We start from the raw sequence: 15,085 nt of genomic DNA, 5'->3' as shown, positions 1-15,085 counted from the left end.
TGGGCGCCTGCGACCTCCCCGAGAAGCCGCGCGCCCAGGCCACACGGAGACCCGCATGCAAGCCAACCTGCCCGTCATCGACCTTGCGCCGAGCTTCGGCACCGATCCCGACGGCCCGCGCGCCGTGGCCCGCCAGATCGACGCGGCCTGCCGCCGCCACGGCTTCTTCTACGTGGTCGGCCACGGCGTGCCGCTGGCCCTGATCAGCCACCTGTTCATGGTCAATCGGCGCTACTTCGAGCTGCCCGAGGCCATCAAGAACGCCTGCCACATCGAACGCTCCGGCGGCCTCAAGCGCGGCTATGACCCGATCGGCTGGCAGGCGCTCGAAGCCGGTCGGCCCGCCGATCTCAAGGAGAGCTATTACCTCGGCGCCGAACGTGGCCTGGACGACCCGCTGGTGCGCGCCGGCACGCCCAACCACGGCCCCAACCTGTGGCCGGACGAGGCCCATGCGCCCGGCTTTCGGCAGGCCTGCGAGACCTATGCGGCCGCGATGGAGCGGCTGGGCCGTCACCTGATGGGCCTGATCGCCCTCGGCCTGGGCCTGCCGCGCACGCATTTCGAGCCCTTCCTGCACGACCCCATGCCGATCCTGCGGCTGCTGCACTACCCGCCGCAGCAGGCCAGCCAGCTCGATGACCAGATCGGCTCGGGCGCACACACCGACTGGGGCGGCATCACGCTGCTGGCGCAAGACGATGCCGGCGGCCTGCAGGTGCGCGACGAACTCGGCCGCTGGCTGGACGCGCGGCCGATCGAGGGCAGCTTCGTCGTCAACCTGGGCGACCTGATGCAGCGCTGGACCAACGACGCCTACCGCTCCACGCTGCACCGGGTGGTCAACGCCCAGAGCGGCCGGGACCGGCACTCGATCGCCTACTTCTTCGACATCGACTACCACGCCCGCGTCGAGGTGCTGCCGACCTGCTGCAGCGCCGACAACCCGGCGCGCCATGCCCCCATCACCGCTGGCGAGCACATCGTCGAGATGTACCGCCGCACCACGCTCACGGAGAACACCGCATGACCGCCACCGACGCGGACCCGCCCACGGTCCCGGCCATCGACATCATGTCGGCCGAGCAGGTCTACCCCAATGGCACGCGGGCGCTGTTGCCGGTTGACCTGTCGATCCGCGAAGGCGAGTTCGTCACGCTGCTGGGCCCTTCAGGCTGCGGCAAGAGCACGCTGCTGAAGATGATCGCCGGCCTGCTGGCGCCCACCGATGGCCGCATCCAGTTGTGGCACCGGCCGGTCGAGCAGCTCGCCAGCGTCGGCAAGCGCCTGGCCTTCGTGTTCCAGGAGGCCACGCTGATGCCCTGGACGACGGTCGCCCGCAATGTGCGCCTGCCGCTGGACCTGCAGGGCGTGGCGCCGGCGGAGGCCGACCCCAAGGTGGCTCAGGCGCTGAGCCTGGTCGGCTTGACACGCTTTGCCGGCCAACGCCCGCGCGAGCTGTCCGGCGGCATGCAGATGCGGGTGTCGATCGCGCGCGGCCTTGTCACCGAACCGCAGCTGCTGTTGATGGACGAGCCCTTCGGCGCGCTCGACGAGATCACCCGCAATCGGCTGGACGGCGACCTGCTCGAACTCTGGCAACGCCAGAAGCTGACCGTCGTGTTCGTGACCCACTCGATCCACGAGGCGGTCTTCCTGTCCAGCCGGGTGGTGGTGATGGCCGCGCGGCCCGGGCGTGTGGTCGAACAGGTCGAGATCGACCAGCCCTACCCGCGCGGCCCCGCCTGGCGGGTCAGCCAGCGCTACGCCCAGATCGCGGCCCACCTGCAAGACAGCCTGCTGCGAGCCAGTCAGGACGAGGACCGTCTCGCCACCGAAGGACGCCCCGCATGAACACCGCCACCGCCCACATCGACATGAAGGACCTGGGCACGGTCGAGGCGCCGCCCACCCCGATCCGCACCACCGGCTTCGTCACCGCCCCGAAGCGCCGTCCGCGCCCGACCCGCCGCACGCCTTGGCTGGCGCTGCCGGCGGTGCAGCGCGCGCTGCTGCCGCTGCTGGTCGCGCTGGTGCTGCTGGCGCTGTGGCAGGCCTGGGTGGTGATGGCCAACGTACCGGCCTACCTGGTGCCCTCGCCGACCCGCATCGCGGCCACGCTGGTCGAGGACTTCGCCTTGCTGACCGGCGCGCTGTGGACCACGCTGAAGATCACGCTGCTGGCCTTCCTGGCGTCCTGCGTGGTGGGGGTCGCGGTGGCCTTCCTGTTCGTGCAGAGCCGCTGGATCGAGACGGCGCTGTTTCCCTATGCGGTGCTGCTGCAGGTCACGCCCATCGTGGCGATCGCGCCGCTGATCATCATCTGGGTCAAGGACCCGACCGCCTCGCTGGTGATCTGCGCCACGCTGGTCGCCCTGTTCCCGGTCATCGCCAACACCACGCTGGGCCTGCGCAGCGTCAACCCGGGGCTGGCGGCCTATTTCCAGCTCAACCGGGCCAGCCGCTGGCAGACGCTGGTGCGCCTGCGCATCCCGAGCGCGCTGCCCTACTTCTTCGCCGGGCTGCGCATCAGCGCCGGCCTGGCGCTGATCGGTGCGGTGGTGGCCGAGTTCGTCGCCGGCACCGGCGGCACCGGCACGGGTCTGGCCTACCAGATCCTGCAGTCGGGCTACCAGCTCAACATCCCGCGCATGTTCGCCGCGCTCTTCCTGATCAGCGTGACCGGCGTGCTGCTCTTCGTCGCGCTGGCCCTGCTGACCCGCGCGGTGCTGGGCGGCTGGCACGAGAGCGAACAGGGGCAGACATGACCGCCGGTCACGACCTGCTCATCACCGGCGCCTGCGCCGTCTGGACCGGCCTGCGCGGCGCCGAGGCGCGTCTGGCAGGCGGGCAGGACATCCGCATCCGCGCCGGCCGCATCGCCGCCACCGGGCATCTGTCGCCCGAGCCCGGTGAGCGGGTGCTGGACGCCCGCGGCGGCGTCGTCATGCCCGGCTGGGTCAACACCCACCACCACCTGTTCCAGAGCCTGCTCAAGGGCATCCCCGAGGGTCTGGACCTGGACCTGATGGGCTGGCTCAGCGCCGTGCCGGTGCGCTGGCGGCGCGGCTTCGACCAAGAACACACGCTGCGGTTGGCCGCGCGGGTCGGCCTGGTCGAGCTGCTGCTGTCGGGCTGCACCACCGTCTCGGACCACCAGTACCACCTCTGGCCGGGCATGCCCTGGGACCCGAGCGCGGCGGTGTTCGACGAGGCCGAACGCCTGGGCGTGCGGATGGTGCTGGCACGCGGCGGGCAGACCGTCAGCCGCATGGTCGACACCACGCCGTCACCGCAGGTCCAACCCGAGACGCTGGACCAGCTGCTGACCGGCCTGGCGCGTGACGTGCAACGCTTCCACGACCCGGCCCCGGACGCGATGCGGCGGGTGGTCTGCGCCCCCACCACGCCGACCTGGTCGGTGCTGCCCGACGAGCTGGACGTGATCGCCCGCGAGGCCCGTGCGCTGGGCGTGCAGCTGCACAGCCACCTGTCGGAGACGGTTGACTACGTGCGCTACTGCCGCGAGGTGCACGCCTGCACGCCGCTTGAGTTCGTCGAGCGCCACGGCTGGGTCGGACCGGACGTCTGGTATGCCCACATGGTCCACCTCAGCCCGGCCGAGGTGCAGCGCTGCGCCGAGACCGGCACCGGCATCGCCCATTGCCCGCAGAGCAACGGCCGGCTGGGCTCCGGCGTCGCACCGCTGGTGGCGGCGTTGGCGGCCGGCGTGCCGGTCTCGCTGGCGGTCGACGGCGCGGCCTCCAACGAGGCGGCCGACATGCTCAGCGAGGCCCATGCCTGCTGGCTGATCCACCGCGCCCTGCACGGCGCGGGCGCGCTGCCGGTGGCCGACGTCATCCACGTCGGCACGGCCGGCGGTGCGCGGGTGCTGGGCCTGGACGCGGTCGGCACGCTGCGGCCGGGGCAGGCCGCCGACCTGGTCATCTACGACCTTGACGAGCCCGCCCACTTCGGCCTGCACGACCCGGCCGTCGCGCCGGTCGTCAGCGGCCGGGGCCGTGCCCGCGCGGTGCTGGTCGGCGGTCGGGTGGTGGTCGAGGACGGCGCCATCCCTGGCCTGGACCTGGCCGAGCTGCGCGCGCAGGCCGCCGCCGAAGTCGCCGCGCTCAAGACACGGCTGGCTTGAACCGGCCGACATGAAACGCCAAGGACACGCACCCATGAACGAGCTTGCCACCGACCTCCCCGCCGCGCTGTCGGCCGTCATCGCCGAAACCCCCGGCATCGACTGGGTGACCGACGCCGGCCGGCGCGAGCGCCTGTCGCGTGACTTCGCCTGGTTCAGCCCGGTGCTGACGCGCGAGCTGGCCGGCAAGACCGCAGAAGCCGTCGCCCGACCGACCGACGAGGCGGGCGTGGTCGCCGTGGTCGCTGCCTGTGCCCGCCACGGCGTGGCCCTGACGCCGCGCGGCAGCGCGACGGGCAACTACGGCCAGTGCACGCCGGTGCGTGGCGGCGTGCTGCTGGACCTCTCGGGCTTCAACGCCCTGCTGTGGCAGCGCGGCGGCGTCGCCCGGGCCCAGGCCGGCATCCGCATGGGGGCGATGGACGACCAGCTGCGGCCGTCCGGCTGGGAGCTGCGCTGCGTGCCCAGCACCTTCCGCTCGGCCACGCTGGGCGGGCTCTACGGCGGCGGCTTCGGCGGTGTCGGCTCGATCAACCACGGCCCGCTGGCGGCCACCGGCAACGTGCTGGGTGTGCGCACACTCACCATCGAGCCCACGCCGCGCCTGATCGAGCTGCGCGCCCCCGAGGCCCTGCTGCTGCACCACGTCTACGGCACCAACGGCATCGTGCTGGAGCTGGAGGTGGCGCTGGCGCCGGCTCACCCGTGGCTGGAGGCCATCGTCAGCTTCGACGACTTCGACGCCGCGCTGGTCTTCGCCGACACCTTCGCGGCCCAGCCGGGCATCGTCAAGAAGAGCGTCACGCTGTTCGACAGCGCCGTCTGCGCCCTGCTGGCCCAGGCCCTGCCCTACCTGTCCAGCGCCCTGCCGGCCGGCTGCCATGCCGTACCGGTGCTGGTGGCCGAGTGGGGTGAGCAGGCCTTGCAGGAACTGGCCGCCGCGCACGGTGGCGTCATCCGCTGGCGCCAGAGCGCCGCTGAGGTTGTCGCCAGCAAGCGCACGCTGGTCGAAACGACCTGGAACCACACCACGCTGCATGCGCTGAAGGTCGACAAGGCCATCACCTACATCCAGAGCGGCTTCCCGGCCGGCGGGCATCTGGACCAAGTGCGGGCGCTGCGGCGCCACTTCGGCGACGAGCTGCTGGTGCACCTGGAGTTCATCCGCAACCGCGACGGCCTGCCGACCTGCTCGGGCCTGCAGATGCTGCGCTACCGCGACGACGCGCAGCTCGATGCCGTCATGCAGGTCCACCGCGACCACGGCGTGGGCATCGCCAACCCGCATGTCTGGCGGGTCGAGGACGGCAAGCAGGGGGCGATCAACGCCGAGATCGTCGCCACCAAGGCGCGCTTCGATCCGCAGGGCCTTCTCAACCCCGGCAAGCTGCGCGGCTGGGATGAACGTGAGCGCCTGCTGAGCGTTGATCTGCCCGACACCACGGTGCCGGTGCTGGCGACGCTGCCGACGTTCTGAAGGCCGTGAAGGCCGGTTGACCGGCGGCCGACACGCTTGACTTTTGCCGCATTTGCAGATTTTCGCGGTGCGGTGCCGGACCTGCCTCTTTCCCGGGCAACCCAGGGAAAACCCATGCCGGACAAGCACTTGCACGCGCCACCCTGCGCTTGTCCCCAGGCTTGTCCCTGCCCGGTGTGGAGGGCGGATCGGCCTCGGGCCGGCCCGTCGGTCGTCCACAGGCCCACGGGTTTCAATCGCTCGAACTGACTTGTGCAAGTCATTGACAAATGGACGCATACCGTTTTTTCAGCGCCCTCGGCGGGTGCTGCTCAAAACGGAGGCAATCCGTTATCGGCCCCGTGTTGATCGGCCTTCCCGCACGCTGTACCGGGTGCTGTCCACATGCTTGTCCCTGTCCGATGGGGATACACACAGCCTGTGGACAAGTTTGATCCACAGGCCTGGAACGGGGCTTGTCCACAGGCCCTTGTAACCATGACGTCATGAGTTCCGTAACTCGATTACAGACCCGCGACCGCTCACCGGCTGCCTACACTGCCGGCCCGCGCGGCCACCCGGCGTGCGCCGTCCTGTGAAAGTCTTCCGATGAGCTGGCATGGCCACCTGAGGCTCGATTACCGCCTCGACCCCCACGCGAGCGCCCCGCGCACGATGGCCCACGACCGCCACGACGGCCCGCTGCGGGTGCTGCAGCGGCTCTATCCCGAGGGCGACGCCGTCTGCCACCACGTGCTGGTCCACCCGCCCGGTGGCCTGGTCGGTGGCGACACGCTGGACGTCGCCCTGGACCTGGCCGAAGGCAGCCACGCGCTGATCACCACGCCCGGCGCGACCCGCTACTACCGCAGCGGCGGCGAGCCGGCGACCCAGCGTGTGGTGGCCCGGCTGGCCGACGGCGCCCGGCTGGAATGGTTGCCGCTCGAAACCATCGCCTACGACGCCTGCATCGCCCACAACCAGATGCGCTTCGAACTGGCCCCCGGCGCCCAGATGATGGGCTGGGACCTGCTCGCCCTGGGCCTGCCGGCCGCTGACCTGGCCTGGCGACGCGGCAGTTATGAGCAGCGCATCGAGTTGCCCGGCGTCTGGCTGGAACAGGCCCGCCTGTCGGCCGACGACCACGCGCTGCTGGACAGCCCCCTGGGCTGGGCCGGCCAGCGGGTGCTGGGCACCTTCTGGCTGGCGTCTGGCACGGCCTTCCCGAAGGCGCTGATCGATCAGGCGCTGGACGCCGCCCGCACCCGTCTGGCCGAGTGGCCGGACGAGCCCGGCCTGGCGCTGCAAGCGGGCGTCAGCGCTGCCCAGCCGTCCTGCCTGGTCTTGCGGGTGCTCGCACCCAGGGTCGAGCCGGCGATGAAGCGGCTGGCAGCCGTCTGGGCGATCTGGCGCGAGCTGGCCTGGGGTCGCGTCGCCAGCCCGCCACGGGTGTGGTCCACCTGAATCTGTGCTGAAAGTCGCAATCGGGGGATTTGCCCCGCACGCTCGGTGCTGATCCCCCACCCCCCCGGCCCCTACGGGCGAGTAGCCCCATTGCGGGTTTCGGGTTCATTAAGCATTCATTTTGCTGTCTGACCACCCCTTAAAAATGGGAAATCACCCCCGTAATCAGGTGTATCGTTGCTTCACGGTGGCAGGCAATCTCGGGGACCAGGAAGTGTTCCGACAGCCCGACCGGCCACCCGACCTCTTCCGATGCAGGGCCGAAACAAGACCGACCGGCACTTGCAAATGACCTGCAGAACCACGAGAACACCATGATCGCCACCACCCCGCACACCACCCGCCGGATGTCCACGGCCCTGCAGCGCGCCGGCGCCGGACTTCTGATCGCCGGGGCCTTGTTCGGTGCGGGTGCCAGCCAGGCTGCCACGGTGTCGGCCGAGACCTTTGCGACCGGGGTGGTCAGCCAGGCCATCGTCGATCAGGTGTTTTTTGGCAGCTTCAACAACCCGAACTGGCACGCCGTCCAAGCCACGACGAGCGCGCCGCGCCGTTTCGTGCTGGGAACGGGTGAAGCGGACAACGGCACTTACGCCTTCCTCTACTCGCGTGACAGCTTCGTGCTCAGCTCGGTCACCGTCGTCTTCAACGGTGGCCAGAGCGACTCGCAGGACGGCTGGCTGGAGTTCTACAACGGCAACAGCGCCACGCCCGTCGCCACGGGCAATGACAAGGCCAAGGACGGCACCTATGTGGGGAGCATGAGCTTCAACATCGGCGGCACGCAGAGCTCGTTGCCGCGATCCTTCACGATGACGGCCAATCCGGCCTTGACGGGCCTGACCTACAACCGGGTGTTGCTGGTCTATGGCCGCGAGAGCGCGGCGGCGCAGAGCGTCGCGGTGTCCACCTTGCAGGTGCAGGGCCAGACCGCACCCGTGCCCGAGCCCAGCACCTACGCCATGATGCTGGCTGGCATCGGCGCGATCGGCTTCATGACCCGCCGCCGCAAGCAGTCGCACGACTGATCGGAGGCCCGGCGCGACACGCGCCACCTGATCCAAGCTGAACGGCGCCTGAGGCGCCGTTTTTCATGGTGTGTCCGGTGCCCAGGAAGTCTCGTTTTCCGGCCACCTCGGCCGGCGCACACCCTGTTCAGGTGATGGTCGGTCCAGACCTGCCTTCCTACGATGACCTTCAGTTTCTTCAGGAACCTGTCGACAACCCGACAGGCCGGTCCCCGCGGACCGACTCCAACAGCAATCAAGGATCATCAACATGGCAGTTCACATCAAGCACCGCGCGCTGGCCCTGGCCATTGCGCTGATCGGTTTGGCTTCGTCGGCCACGACGGCATCGGCACAGGTCGTCGTCAACCAGAACCAGGAAGTCGGTAACCGCACGTTCGCGCCGAGCACCACCAACTCGGACCCGCTGCGCGGCTGGAACGACAGCAACATCTCGGTCTTCAATCGCAGCGCGACCAACTTAGCCGCCCGCTTCGACGTCGGCACGGCTGGCACCGGCACCGGCGTCAGCTTCCTCTCGCAGAACCTGGGCACCTTCGCCTTGGGCACCTTGCTCGACCTGGACTTCGTCTACGGCATCGACCGCACGCTGCGTACCGGCGCCGTCGGCAACGTCGAACTGCTGAAGTTCGGCTTCCAGACCTTCACCCAGGGCATCGGCTGGGACTGGGCCGTCTCCGACACCTTGTGGTCCAACTCTGCCCCCGGCCTGCTGAGCGGCAACGGCGGTCAGGCGATCTACAGCTTCGACGCCAACGGCGCCCGCGTCCGCGTCGCCTTCGAAGGCATGGCCGGCATCGAATACAAGGGCTTCAACCCCTGGGTCGACAACGTCAGCGTGATGTCCAACACCATCACCACCGCCGTCCCGGAACCCGAGTCCTACGCCATGCTGCTGGCCGGCCTGGGTGCCATCGGCTTCATGTCGCGTCGCCGCCGCGCCCGCACGGCCTGATCGACACCGGTCCCCGCGTGGTGAAAGGCCTCCTTCGGGAGGCCTTTCTCATTGGGGGAGGTCAGGGCGCAGGCGACTGGCGTTGCGCCAGGCGTTGCGACAGATGCGTGGCAGCCCAGCGGCCGCTGGCGAGGCAGGCGCTCAGCAGGTAGCCGCCGGTGGGCGCTTCCCAGTCGAGCATCTCGCCGGCCACGTAGACGCCGGGCAGCGCGCGCAGCATCAGGGTGGGATCGGCGCCGTGGTCGGCATCGGGCCCCACCCGCACGCCACCGGCCGTGCTGATGGCCTCGTCGATCGGGCGGGTCGCCACGGCCCGCAGCGGCAGGCGCTTGATGCGCTGTGCCACCGCCGCCGGGTCGGCGCACAGCGCGGCCCAGCCGGCCGCGTCCAGGCCCTCGCGCAGCAAGGCGGCAGGGGCGCCACTCAGGCCCGTCTGTTCCTTGAGGTGGTTGGGCCAGGAGCGGCTGCCCCGCCCCTTGGCCAGCGCCTGGGCCAGGTCGGCCTCGCGGCGGTGTGGCAGCAGGTCCAGGTTGAAGTCGCCATGGCCGTGGGCACCGATGCGATCGCGCAGCAGGCTGCTGGCGGCGTACACCAGCGAGCCTTCGAGGCCGGTGGCCGAGATGACCGCCTCGCCCATCCGCTCGAAGGCCGGGCTGTCGTCGTCCGGACCGGGCACACGCAGCACCACGTTCTTCAGCGGCGTGCCGGCATGGCGTTCGGCCAGGTGGGCGCTCCAGCCGATGTCGAAGCCGCAGTTGGACGGCAGCAGCGGTGCGCAGGCCACGCCGGACGCCTGCAGCCACGGCAGCCAGGCGCCGTCGCTGCCGAGCCGTGCCCAGCTCGCGCCGCCCAGGGCGAGCAGGACGGCATCCGCGTCGACGGTGGTGAGGGCGTCCGGGCCCTGGAAGGCCAGCGTCCAGCCGCCGCCAGCTTGTGGCTCACGTGCCTTCAGCTCGCCCTGCCAGCGTTGCCGCATGTGGAAGCGCACACCCGCCAGGCGCAACCGGTGCAGCCAGGCGCGCAGCAGCGGCGCGGCCTTCATCTCCGCCGGGAAGACCTTGCCGGAGCTGCCCACGAAGGTCTTGATGCCCAGGCCGGCGGCCCAGGCGCGGATGGCGTCGGCATCGAAGGCCTGCAGCCAGGGCTCGACCTGGTCGGCGTGGGCGCCGTAGCGGGCGATGAAGTGAGCGGCCGGTTCGGCGTGGGTCAGGTTGAGACCGCCCTTGCCGGCCAGCAGGAACTTGCGGCCAACCGAGGGCATGGCGTCGTAGACGTCAACCTGCAGGCCGGCGGCGGCCAGGACCTCGGCGGCCATCAGGCCGGCCGGGCCAGCGCCGACGACGATCACGCGGGGCGCCAGGGCAGCAGGTGCCGGGGCGGTGGAAGGGGGTGCTGTCGCTGGGCTCATGAGGCGCGCGAGTCTACGCGCCGCCTGTCAGCTGACACACCCCGAACGCGCAGGAAGGCCGATCGGATCGACGTCAAAGCGACGTCAAAGGGACGTCAGATCGACATCAGCTGGCGCACACCCTTGGCTTCCATCTCGTGGCCACGGCCGCTGGCGATGATCTCGCCGCGTTCCATCACCAGGTACTGGTCGGCCAGTTCGGCGGCGAAGTCGTAGAACTGTTCGACCAGCACGATGGCCATGGTTTTACGGTCGGCCAGCATGCGGATGACGCGGCCGATGTCCTTGATGATGCTGGGCTGGATGCCCTCGGTCGGCTCGTCGAGGATCAGCAGCTTGGGCCCCGCCGCCAGCGCCCGCGCAATGGCCAGCTGCTGCTGCTGGCCGCCCGACAGGTCACCGCCACGGCGGTGGATCATCTGCTTGAGCACGGGAAACAGCTCGAACAGCTCGGCCGGGATCGGCGTGCTGCCGCTCTTGTAGGCCAGGCCCATGCGCAGGTTGTCTTCGACCGTCAGCCGGCCGAAGATCTCGCGGCCTTGCGGCACGTAGCCAACGCCCTTGCGCACCCGCTCGTAGGGCGTGTCGCGCGAGATGTCGGCGCCGTCGAGCGACACCGAGCCCGTCTTGATCGGCACGACGCCCATCAGGCTCTTGAGCAAGGTCGTCTTGCCGACACCGTTGCGGCCGAGCACGACGGTGACCTCGCCCAGCTTCGCCTCGAAGCCCAGCCCGCGCAGGATGTGCGAGCCGCCGTAGTACTGGTTGAGTCCTTCGACCTTCAGCATGTGTGTTCTCTCATCGGCCGAGGTAGACCTCGACGACCTTCTCATTGGCCTGCACGTCCGCCAACTTGCCCTCGGCCAGCACGCTGCCCTCATGCAGCACCGTCACCGTCTTGCGACCTTCGGTGAGCTGGTCGACGAACTTCATGTCGTGTTCGACCACCACCAGCGAATGCTGGCCTTCGAGCGACAGGAAGAGCTCGGCGGTGCGCTCGGTCTCCTCGTCGGTCATGCCAGCGACCGGCTCGTCGAGCAGCAGCAGCTTGGGGTCCTGCATCAGCAGCATGCCGATCTCCAGCCACTGCTTCTGGCCGTGGCTCAACAGGCCGGCGGTGCGCTGGGCCTCGGTCTTCAGGTGGATCAGCGTGATGACCTCGCCGATGCGGTCGAGCTGCTCGCCGCTCAGGCGGTGGAACAGGCTGGCGCGGGCGCGACGGTCTGCGGCCAGGGCGAGTTCGAGGTTCTCGAACACGCTGAGCTCCTCGTAGACCGTGGGCTTCTGGAACTTGCGGCCGATGCCGATCTGGGCGATTTCGTTCTCGCGCAGACGCAGCAGGTCGATGGTCGAGCCAAAGGACGCGCGGCCCGCGTCCGGCCGGGTCTTGCCGGTGATGACGTCCATCATGGTCGTCTTGCCCGCGCCGTTCGGGCCGATGATGCAGCGCAGCTCGCCGACGTTGATGCTCAGGCTCAGGTTGTTGAGGGCCTTGAAGCCGTCGAAGCTGACCGTGATGTCGTCCAGGTAGAGCGCCACGCCGTGCGTGAAGTCCACCGAGCCGGCGCGGTGCAGACGACCATACGAGGCACTGCGGCCACCGGACTCGGTCTTGCCGCTGGTCGAGGCGAGCTTGGCCGCGTGTTCGACACGCGCCAGCGCGCGGTCCTCCATCAGGTCCGGCGTCATGCGCGGCGCTCCTTGATCTTGTTGAACAGGCCGACGATGCCCTGTGGCAGGAACAGCGTCACCGCGATGAACAGCGCGCCCAGGAAGTAGAGCCAGAACTCGGGGAAGACCTGCGTGAACCAGCTCTTCGCGCCGTTGACGAAGAAGGCGCCGACGATCGGGCCGATCAGCGTCGCGCGGCCACCGACCGCCGCCCAGATCGCGATCTCGATCGATGCGGCCGGGCTCATCTCGCCGGGGTTGATGATGCCGACCTGCGGCACATAGAGCGCACCGGCCACCGCGCACATCACCGCGCTCAAGGTCCAGATGCCCAGCTTGTAGGCCAGCGGGTCGTAGCCGGTGAACATCACCCGCGACTCGGCGTCGCGGATGGCCTGCAGCACCCGGCCGTACTTGCTGTTGACGATGGCGCGCGCCATCAGGAAGAAGCCGATCAGCGTCAGCCCCGTCAGCACGAACAGGAAGACCCGCGTGCCCGGCAGCGCGATGGGCACGCCCAGGATGCGCTTGAAGTCGGTGAAGCCGTTGTTGCCACCGAAGCCGGTCTCGTTGCGGAAGAACAGCAGCATCGCGGCGAAGGTCATCGCCTGCGTGATGATCGAGAAGTACACGCCCTTGATGCGCGAGCGGAAGGCGAAGAAGCCGAACACGAAGGCCAGCAGGCCCGGCACCAGCAGCAGCAAGATGAGCTGGGCGAGGAAGCTGTCGCTGAAGGTCCAGTGCCAGGGCAGCGCCTTCCAGTCGAGGAAGACCATGAAGTCCGGCAGGTCGCTCTGGTAGTTGCCGTCGCGGCCGATCTGGCGCATCAGGTACATGCCCATGCCGTAGCCGCCGAGCGCGAAGAACAGGCCATGGCCCAGCGACAGGATGCCGGTGTAGCCCCAGATCAGGTCCATCGCCAGCGCGCAGATGGCGTAGCACATGATCTTGCCGACCAGCTGGACGTGGAACTCGCTCAGGTGGAACAGGCTGCCTTCGGGCACCACCAGATTGAGCAGCGGCACCAGCACGACCACGACGATCAGCGCGGTCAGCACGGCGGTCCAGCCGCGCACGCCCAGCAGCAGGCCGCGTCGCGGGCTGGGCAATCCCAAAGTCATCGTCGTCACGTCATTCACTCCGTCTCGCATGGCCGATCCCGGCTCACAGTCCTCGTTCTTGTCCAGCAACCACCGTGGATCCGGCTTCGCCGGGCCACCGGTGGTGCCCCCTTGAGGGGGCGCGCGCGGCGCGTAGGGGGTGGGTCATGTCACGCCTCGGCCGACCGCCCCTTCATCGCGAACAGGCCTTGCGGACGCTTCTGGATGAACACCACGATGCACACCAGCACCATGATCTTGGCCAGCACCGCGCCGGCAAATCCTTCGAGGAACTTGTTGAGCACACCCAGGCCCAGGGCCGCATAGACCGTGCCGGCGAGCTGGCCGACACCGCCGGTGACGACCACCATGAAGGCGTCGACGATGTAGCCCTGACCCAGGTCCGGGCCGACGTTGCCGACCTGGCTCAGCGCGCAGCCGGCCAGACCGGCGATGCCCGCGCCGAGCGAGAAGGCATAGGTGTCGATGCGGGCGGTGTTGACGCCCATGCAGGACGCCATGCGGCGGTTCTGCGTCACGCCGCGCACGAACAGGCCGAGCCGGGTGCGCGAGATCATCAGCGCCACGCCGCCCAGCACCAGGAACGCGAAGGCGACGATGGCCAGGCGGTTGAAGGGCAGGATCAGGTTGGACGCCACCTGCACGCCGCCCGACAGCCAGGCCGGGTTCTCGACCGCGACGTTCTGCGCCCCGAACAGCGAACGCACCGCCTGCATCAGCATCAGGCTGATGCCCCAGGTCGCCAGCAGTGTCTCCAGCGGCCGGCCATATAGCCAGCGGATGACGCTGCGCTCGAGCACCGCACCGACCAGCGCGGCGCTCAGGAAGGACACCGGAATGGCGACCAGCACATAGGCATCGAAGAGATCGGGCAGCCAGGCCCGGAAGGCGTTCTGCACCACATAGGTGGCATAGGCGCCGATCATCATCAGCTCGCCGTGGGCCATGTTGATGACGCCCATCAGGCCATAGGTGATGGCCAGACCCAGGGCCACCAGCAGCAGGATCGAGCCCAGGCTGATGCCAGTGAAGACGACGCCCAGCCGTTCGCCCCAGGCCAGCCGGGACTCGACCGATGCGAGCGACTTCAGCAGCGCCACACGCACGGCGGGATCGGTCTCGACCCCGGCGGCCAGGCGTTCCTGCAACAGGCTCTTGACGCCCGACTCGGCGCTGGCACCCAGCGCGGTCGCGGCCTCCAGCCGGCGGGCCGGATCGGCGACGCTGACCAGCAGCGTCGCACGCAGGTTCTCCAGACGGGCCTTCAGCGCCGCATCGGTCTCGGCCGCATAGGCCTTCTCGATCATCGGCAGCTGCGCCTCGTCCAGCGGGTTGCGGGCCAGTTCCGTCAGCGCAGCGGCGCGCACCGTCACGTCCGGCGAGACCAGCTTGAGCACGCCCAGCGCCGCTTCCAGCGCGCCACGCATGCGGTTGTTGTTGACGACATCCTCGGCATCGACCGGCGGCGTCGCCTCGGTGTCGGTGCCAGCCACGAAGGTCTTGCCCTCGCGCACGACATAGGCCTGCTGCGCATCGACCTTGACGCCATCGTCCAGCATCGCTTGCACAAACGCCGCCAGCGCCGGATCACCCTCGCCAGCCGCCGCATTCAGTGCCGCGATCCGCTCATCGGTCTCCCCCGCCGCGATCGTCAAAGCCTGCTGCGCCGTCAAGGCATGCGAGCCTCCCGACAGCACCAGCCACAGGCTCAGCACCTGAGCCACCGACAACAGCTTGCGCAGCACCATGAATCAACCTTGAGCGCCATCCACCCAGCGCAAAATCGAACAACCGAAAAAAGGCGCCGGGCCCAAAGGCCCTGGCGCTCCACC

Annotated in this window: 13 protein-coding genes; 8 read left to right on the top strand and 5 right to left on the bottom strand. The window is 69.3% G+C overall.

Annotated features, from left to right (window positions below; genetic code table 11):
* Nucleotides 1-55 precede the first annotated feature (55 nt).
* The 8 genes from EV685_RS16345 to EV685_RS21055 all read left to right on the top strand — a co-directional run bounded on the left by EV685_RS16345 (nucleotide 56) and on the right by EV685_RS21055 (nucleotide 9,053).
* A complete protein-coding gene (locus EV685_RS16345; protein ID WP_130483108.1) occupies nucleotides 56-1,030 on the top strand; it encodes an isopenicillin N synthase family dioxygenase in 975 nt (324 codons plus the stop codon).
* Nucleotides 1,027-1,854 carry an ABC transporter ATP-binding protein gene (locus EV685_RS16340; protein WP_130483107.1) on the top strand — a complete coding sequence of 276 codons (828 nt, stop codon included), beginning with the start codon at nucleotides 1,027-1,029 and terminating at the stop codon, nucleotides 1,852-1,854. Before EV685_RS16345 ends, EV685_RS16340 begins: the two co-directional genes overlap by 4 nt.
* Nucleotides 1,851-2,768, top strand: a complete 918-nt coding sequence (locus EV685_RS16335; RefSeq protein ID WP_242615630.1) for an ABC transporter permease — start codon at nucleotides 1,851-1,853, stop codon at nucleotides 2,766-2,768. The genes EV685_RS16340 and EV685_RS16335 overlap by 4 nt, the downstream gene beginning before the upstream one ends.
* A complete protein-coding gene (locus tag EV685_RS16330; protein ID WP_130483106.1) occupies nucleotides 2,765-4,150 on the top strand; it encodes an amidohydrolase family protein in 1,386 nt (461 codons plus the stop codon). Before EV685_RS16335 ends, EV685_RS16330 begins: the two co-directional genes overlap by 4 nt.
* A 34-nt stretch (nucleotides 4,151-4,184) precedes the next feature.
* Nucleotides 4,185-5,627: an FAD-binding oxidoreductase gene (locus EV685_RS16325; protein ID WP_130483105.1), complete on the top strand. Its 1,443-nt coding sequence runs from the start codon at nucleotides 4,185-4,187 to the stop codon at nucleotides 5,625-5,627.
* A gap of 588 nt (nucleotides 5,628-6,215) precedes the next feature.
* Nucleotides 6,216-7,070, top strand: coding sequence for an urease accessory protein UreD (locus tag EV685_RS16320; protein WP_130483104.1), 855 nt, complete (start codon nucleotides 6,216-6,218; stop codon nucleotides 7,068-7,070).
* A 314-nt stretch (nucleotides 7,071-7,384) separates the two neighbouring features.
* Nucleotides 7,385-8,098 carry a PEPxxWA-CTERM sorting domain-containing protein gene (locus EV685_RS16315; protein WP_207224850.1) on the top strand — a complete coding sequence of 238 codons (714 nt, stop codon included), beginning with the start codon at nucleotides 7,385-7,387 and terminating at the stop codon, nucleotides 8,096-8,098.
* 250 nt (nucleotides 8,099-8,348) lie between these two features.
* Nucleotides 8,349-9,053 (top strand): PEP-CTERM sorting domain-containing protein, encoded by a 705-nt coding sequence (locus tag EV685_RS21055; RefSeq protein WP_242615629.1) that lies wholly within the window; start codon nucleotides 8,349-8,351, stop codon nucleotides 9,051-9,053.
* A gap of 61 nt (nucleotides 9,054-9,114) precedes the next feature.
* On the opposite strand, the gene EV685_RS16305 is transcribed toward EV685_RS21055, so the two are convergent.
* From EV685_RS16305 to urtB, 5 genes are all read right to left on the bottom strand, one after another.
* Nucleotides 9,115-10,461, bottom strand: coding sequence for a BaiN/RdsA family NAD(P)/FAD-dependent oxidoreductase (locus EV685_RS16305; protein ID WP_130483103.1), 1,347 nt, complete (start codon nucleotides 10,459-10,461; stop codon nucleotides 9,115-9,117).
* A gap of 95 nt (nucleotides 10,462-10,556) precedes the next feature.
* Complete coding sequence (urtE, locus tag EV685_RS16300) at nucleotides 10,557-11,249, bottom strand: urea ABC transporter ATP-binding subunit UrtE (protein ID WP_130483102.1); 693 nt, start codon at nucleotides 11,247-11,249, stop codon at nucleotides 10,557-10,559.
* A 10-nt stretch (nucleotides 11,250-11,259) separates the two neighbouring features.
* Nucleotides 11,260-12,150, bottom strand: a complete 891-nt coding sequence (gene urtD, locus EV685_RS16295) for an urea ABC transporter ATP-binding protein UrtD (RefSeq protein ID WP_130483101.1) — start codon at nucleotides 12,148-12,150, stop codon at nucleotides 11,260-11,262.
* On the bottom strand, nucleotides 12,147-13,253 hold the full coding sequence (gene urtC / locus EV685_RS16290; protein ID WP_130483381.1) for an urea ABC transporter permease subunit UrtC: 1,107 nt from the start codon (nucleotides 13,251-13,253) through the stop codon (nucleotides 12,147-12,149). The genes urtD and urtC overlap by 4 nt, the downstream gene beginning before the upstream one ends.
* Before the next feature lie 149 nt (nucleotides 13,254-13,402).
* Entirely contained in the window at nucleotides 13,403-15,001 is a 1,599-nt protein-coding gene (gene urtB / locus EV685_RS16285) for an urea ABC transporter permease subunit UrtB (protein ID WP_130483100.1), read from the bottom strand.
* Nucleotides 15,002-15,085 lie beyond the last annotated feature (84 nt).

The organism is Sphaerotilus mobilis, assembly GCF_004216565.1.
Taxonomy (GTDB): Bacteria; Pseudomonadota; Gammaproteobacteria; order Burkholderiales; family Burkholderiaceae_C; genus Sphaerotilus; species Sphaerotilus mobilis.
The sequence above is the reverse complement of the archived record's forward strand: the minus strand, read 5'-3'. Positions and strand labels throughout refer to the sequence as shown.

Excerpts from the sequence above, each read along its gene's own strand:
- EV685_RS16345 (WP_130483108.1), top strand. The coding sequence starts at position 56 with ATGCAAGCCAACCTGCCCGTCATCGACCTTGCGCCGAGCTTCGGCACC.
- EV685_RS16340 (WP_130483107.1), top strand. The coding sequence starts at position 1,027 with ATGACCGCCACCGACGCGGACCCGCCCACGGTCCCGGCCATCGACATC.
- EV685_RS16335 (WP_242615630.1), top strand. The coding sequence starts at position 1,851 with ATGAACACCGCCACCGCCCACATCGACATGAAGGACCTGGGCACGGTC.
- EV685_RS16330 (WP_130483106.1), top strand. The coding sequence starts at position 2,765 with ATGACCGCCGGTCACGACCTGCTCATCACCGGCGCCTGCGCCGTCTGG.
- EV685_RS16325 (WP_130483105.1), top strand. The coding sequence starts at position 4,185 with ATGAACGAGCTTGCCACCGACCTCCCCGCCGCGCTGTCGGCCGTCATC.
- EV685_RS16320 (WP_130483104.1), top strand. The coding sequence starts at position 6,216 with ATGAGCTGGCATGGCCACCTGAGGCTCGATTACCGCCTCGACCCCCAC.
- EV685_RS16315 (WP_207224850.1), top strand. The coding sequence starts at position 7,385 with ATGATCGCCACCACCCCGCACACCACCCGCCGGATGTCCACGGCCCTG.
- EV685_RS21055 (WP_242615629.1), top strand. The coding sequence starts at position 8,349 with ATGGCAGTTCACATCAAGCACCGCGCGCTGGCCCTGGCCATTGCGCTG.
- EV685_RS16305 (WP_130483103.1), bottom strand. The coding sequence starts at position 10,461 with ATGAGCCCAGCGACAGCACCCCCTTCCACCGCCCCGGCACCTGCTGCC.
- urtE (WP_130483102.1), bottom strand. The coding sequence starts at position 11,249 with ATGCTGAAGGTCGAAGGACTCAACCAGTACTACGGCGGCTCGCACATC.
- urtD (WP_130483101.1), bottom strand. The coding sequence starts at position 12,150 with ATGACGCCGGACCTGATGGAGGACCGCGCGCTGGCGCGTGTCGAACAC.
- urtC (WP_130483381.1), bottom strand. The coding sequence starts at position 13,253 with ATGACTTTGGGATTGCCCAGCCCGCGACGCGGCCTGCTGCTGGGCGTG.
- urtB (WP_130483100.1), bottom strand. The coding sequence starts at position 15,001 with ATGGTGCTGCGCAAGCTGTTGTCGGTGGCTCAGGTGCTGAGCCTGTGG.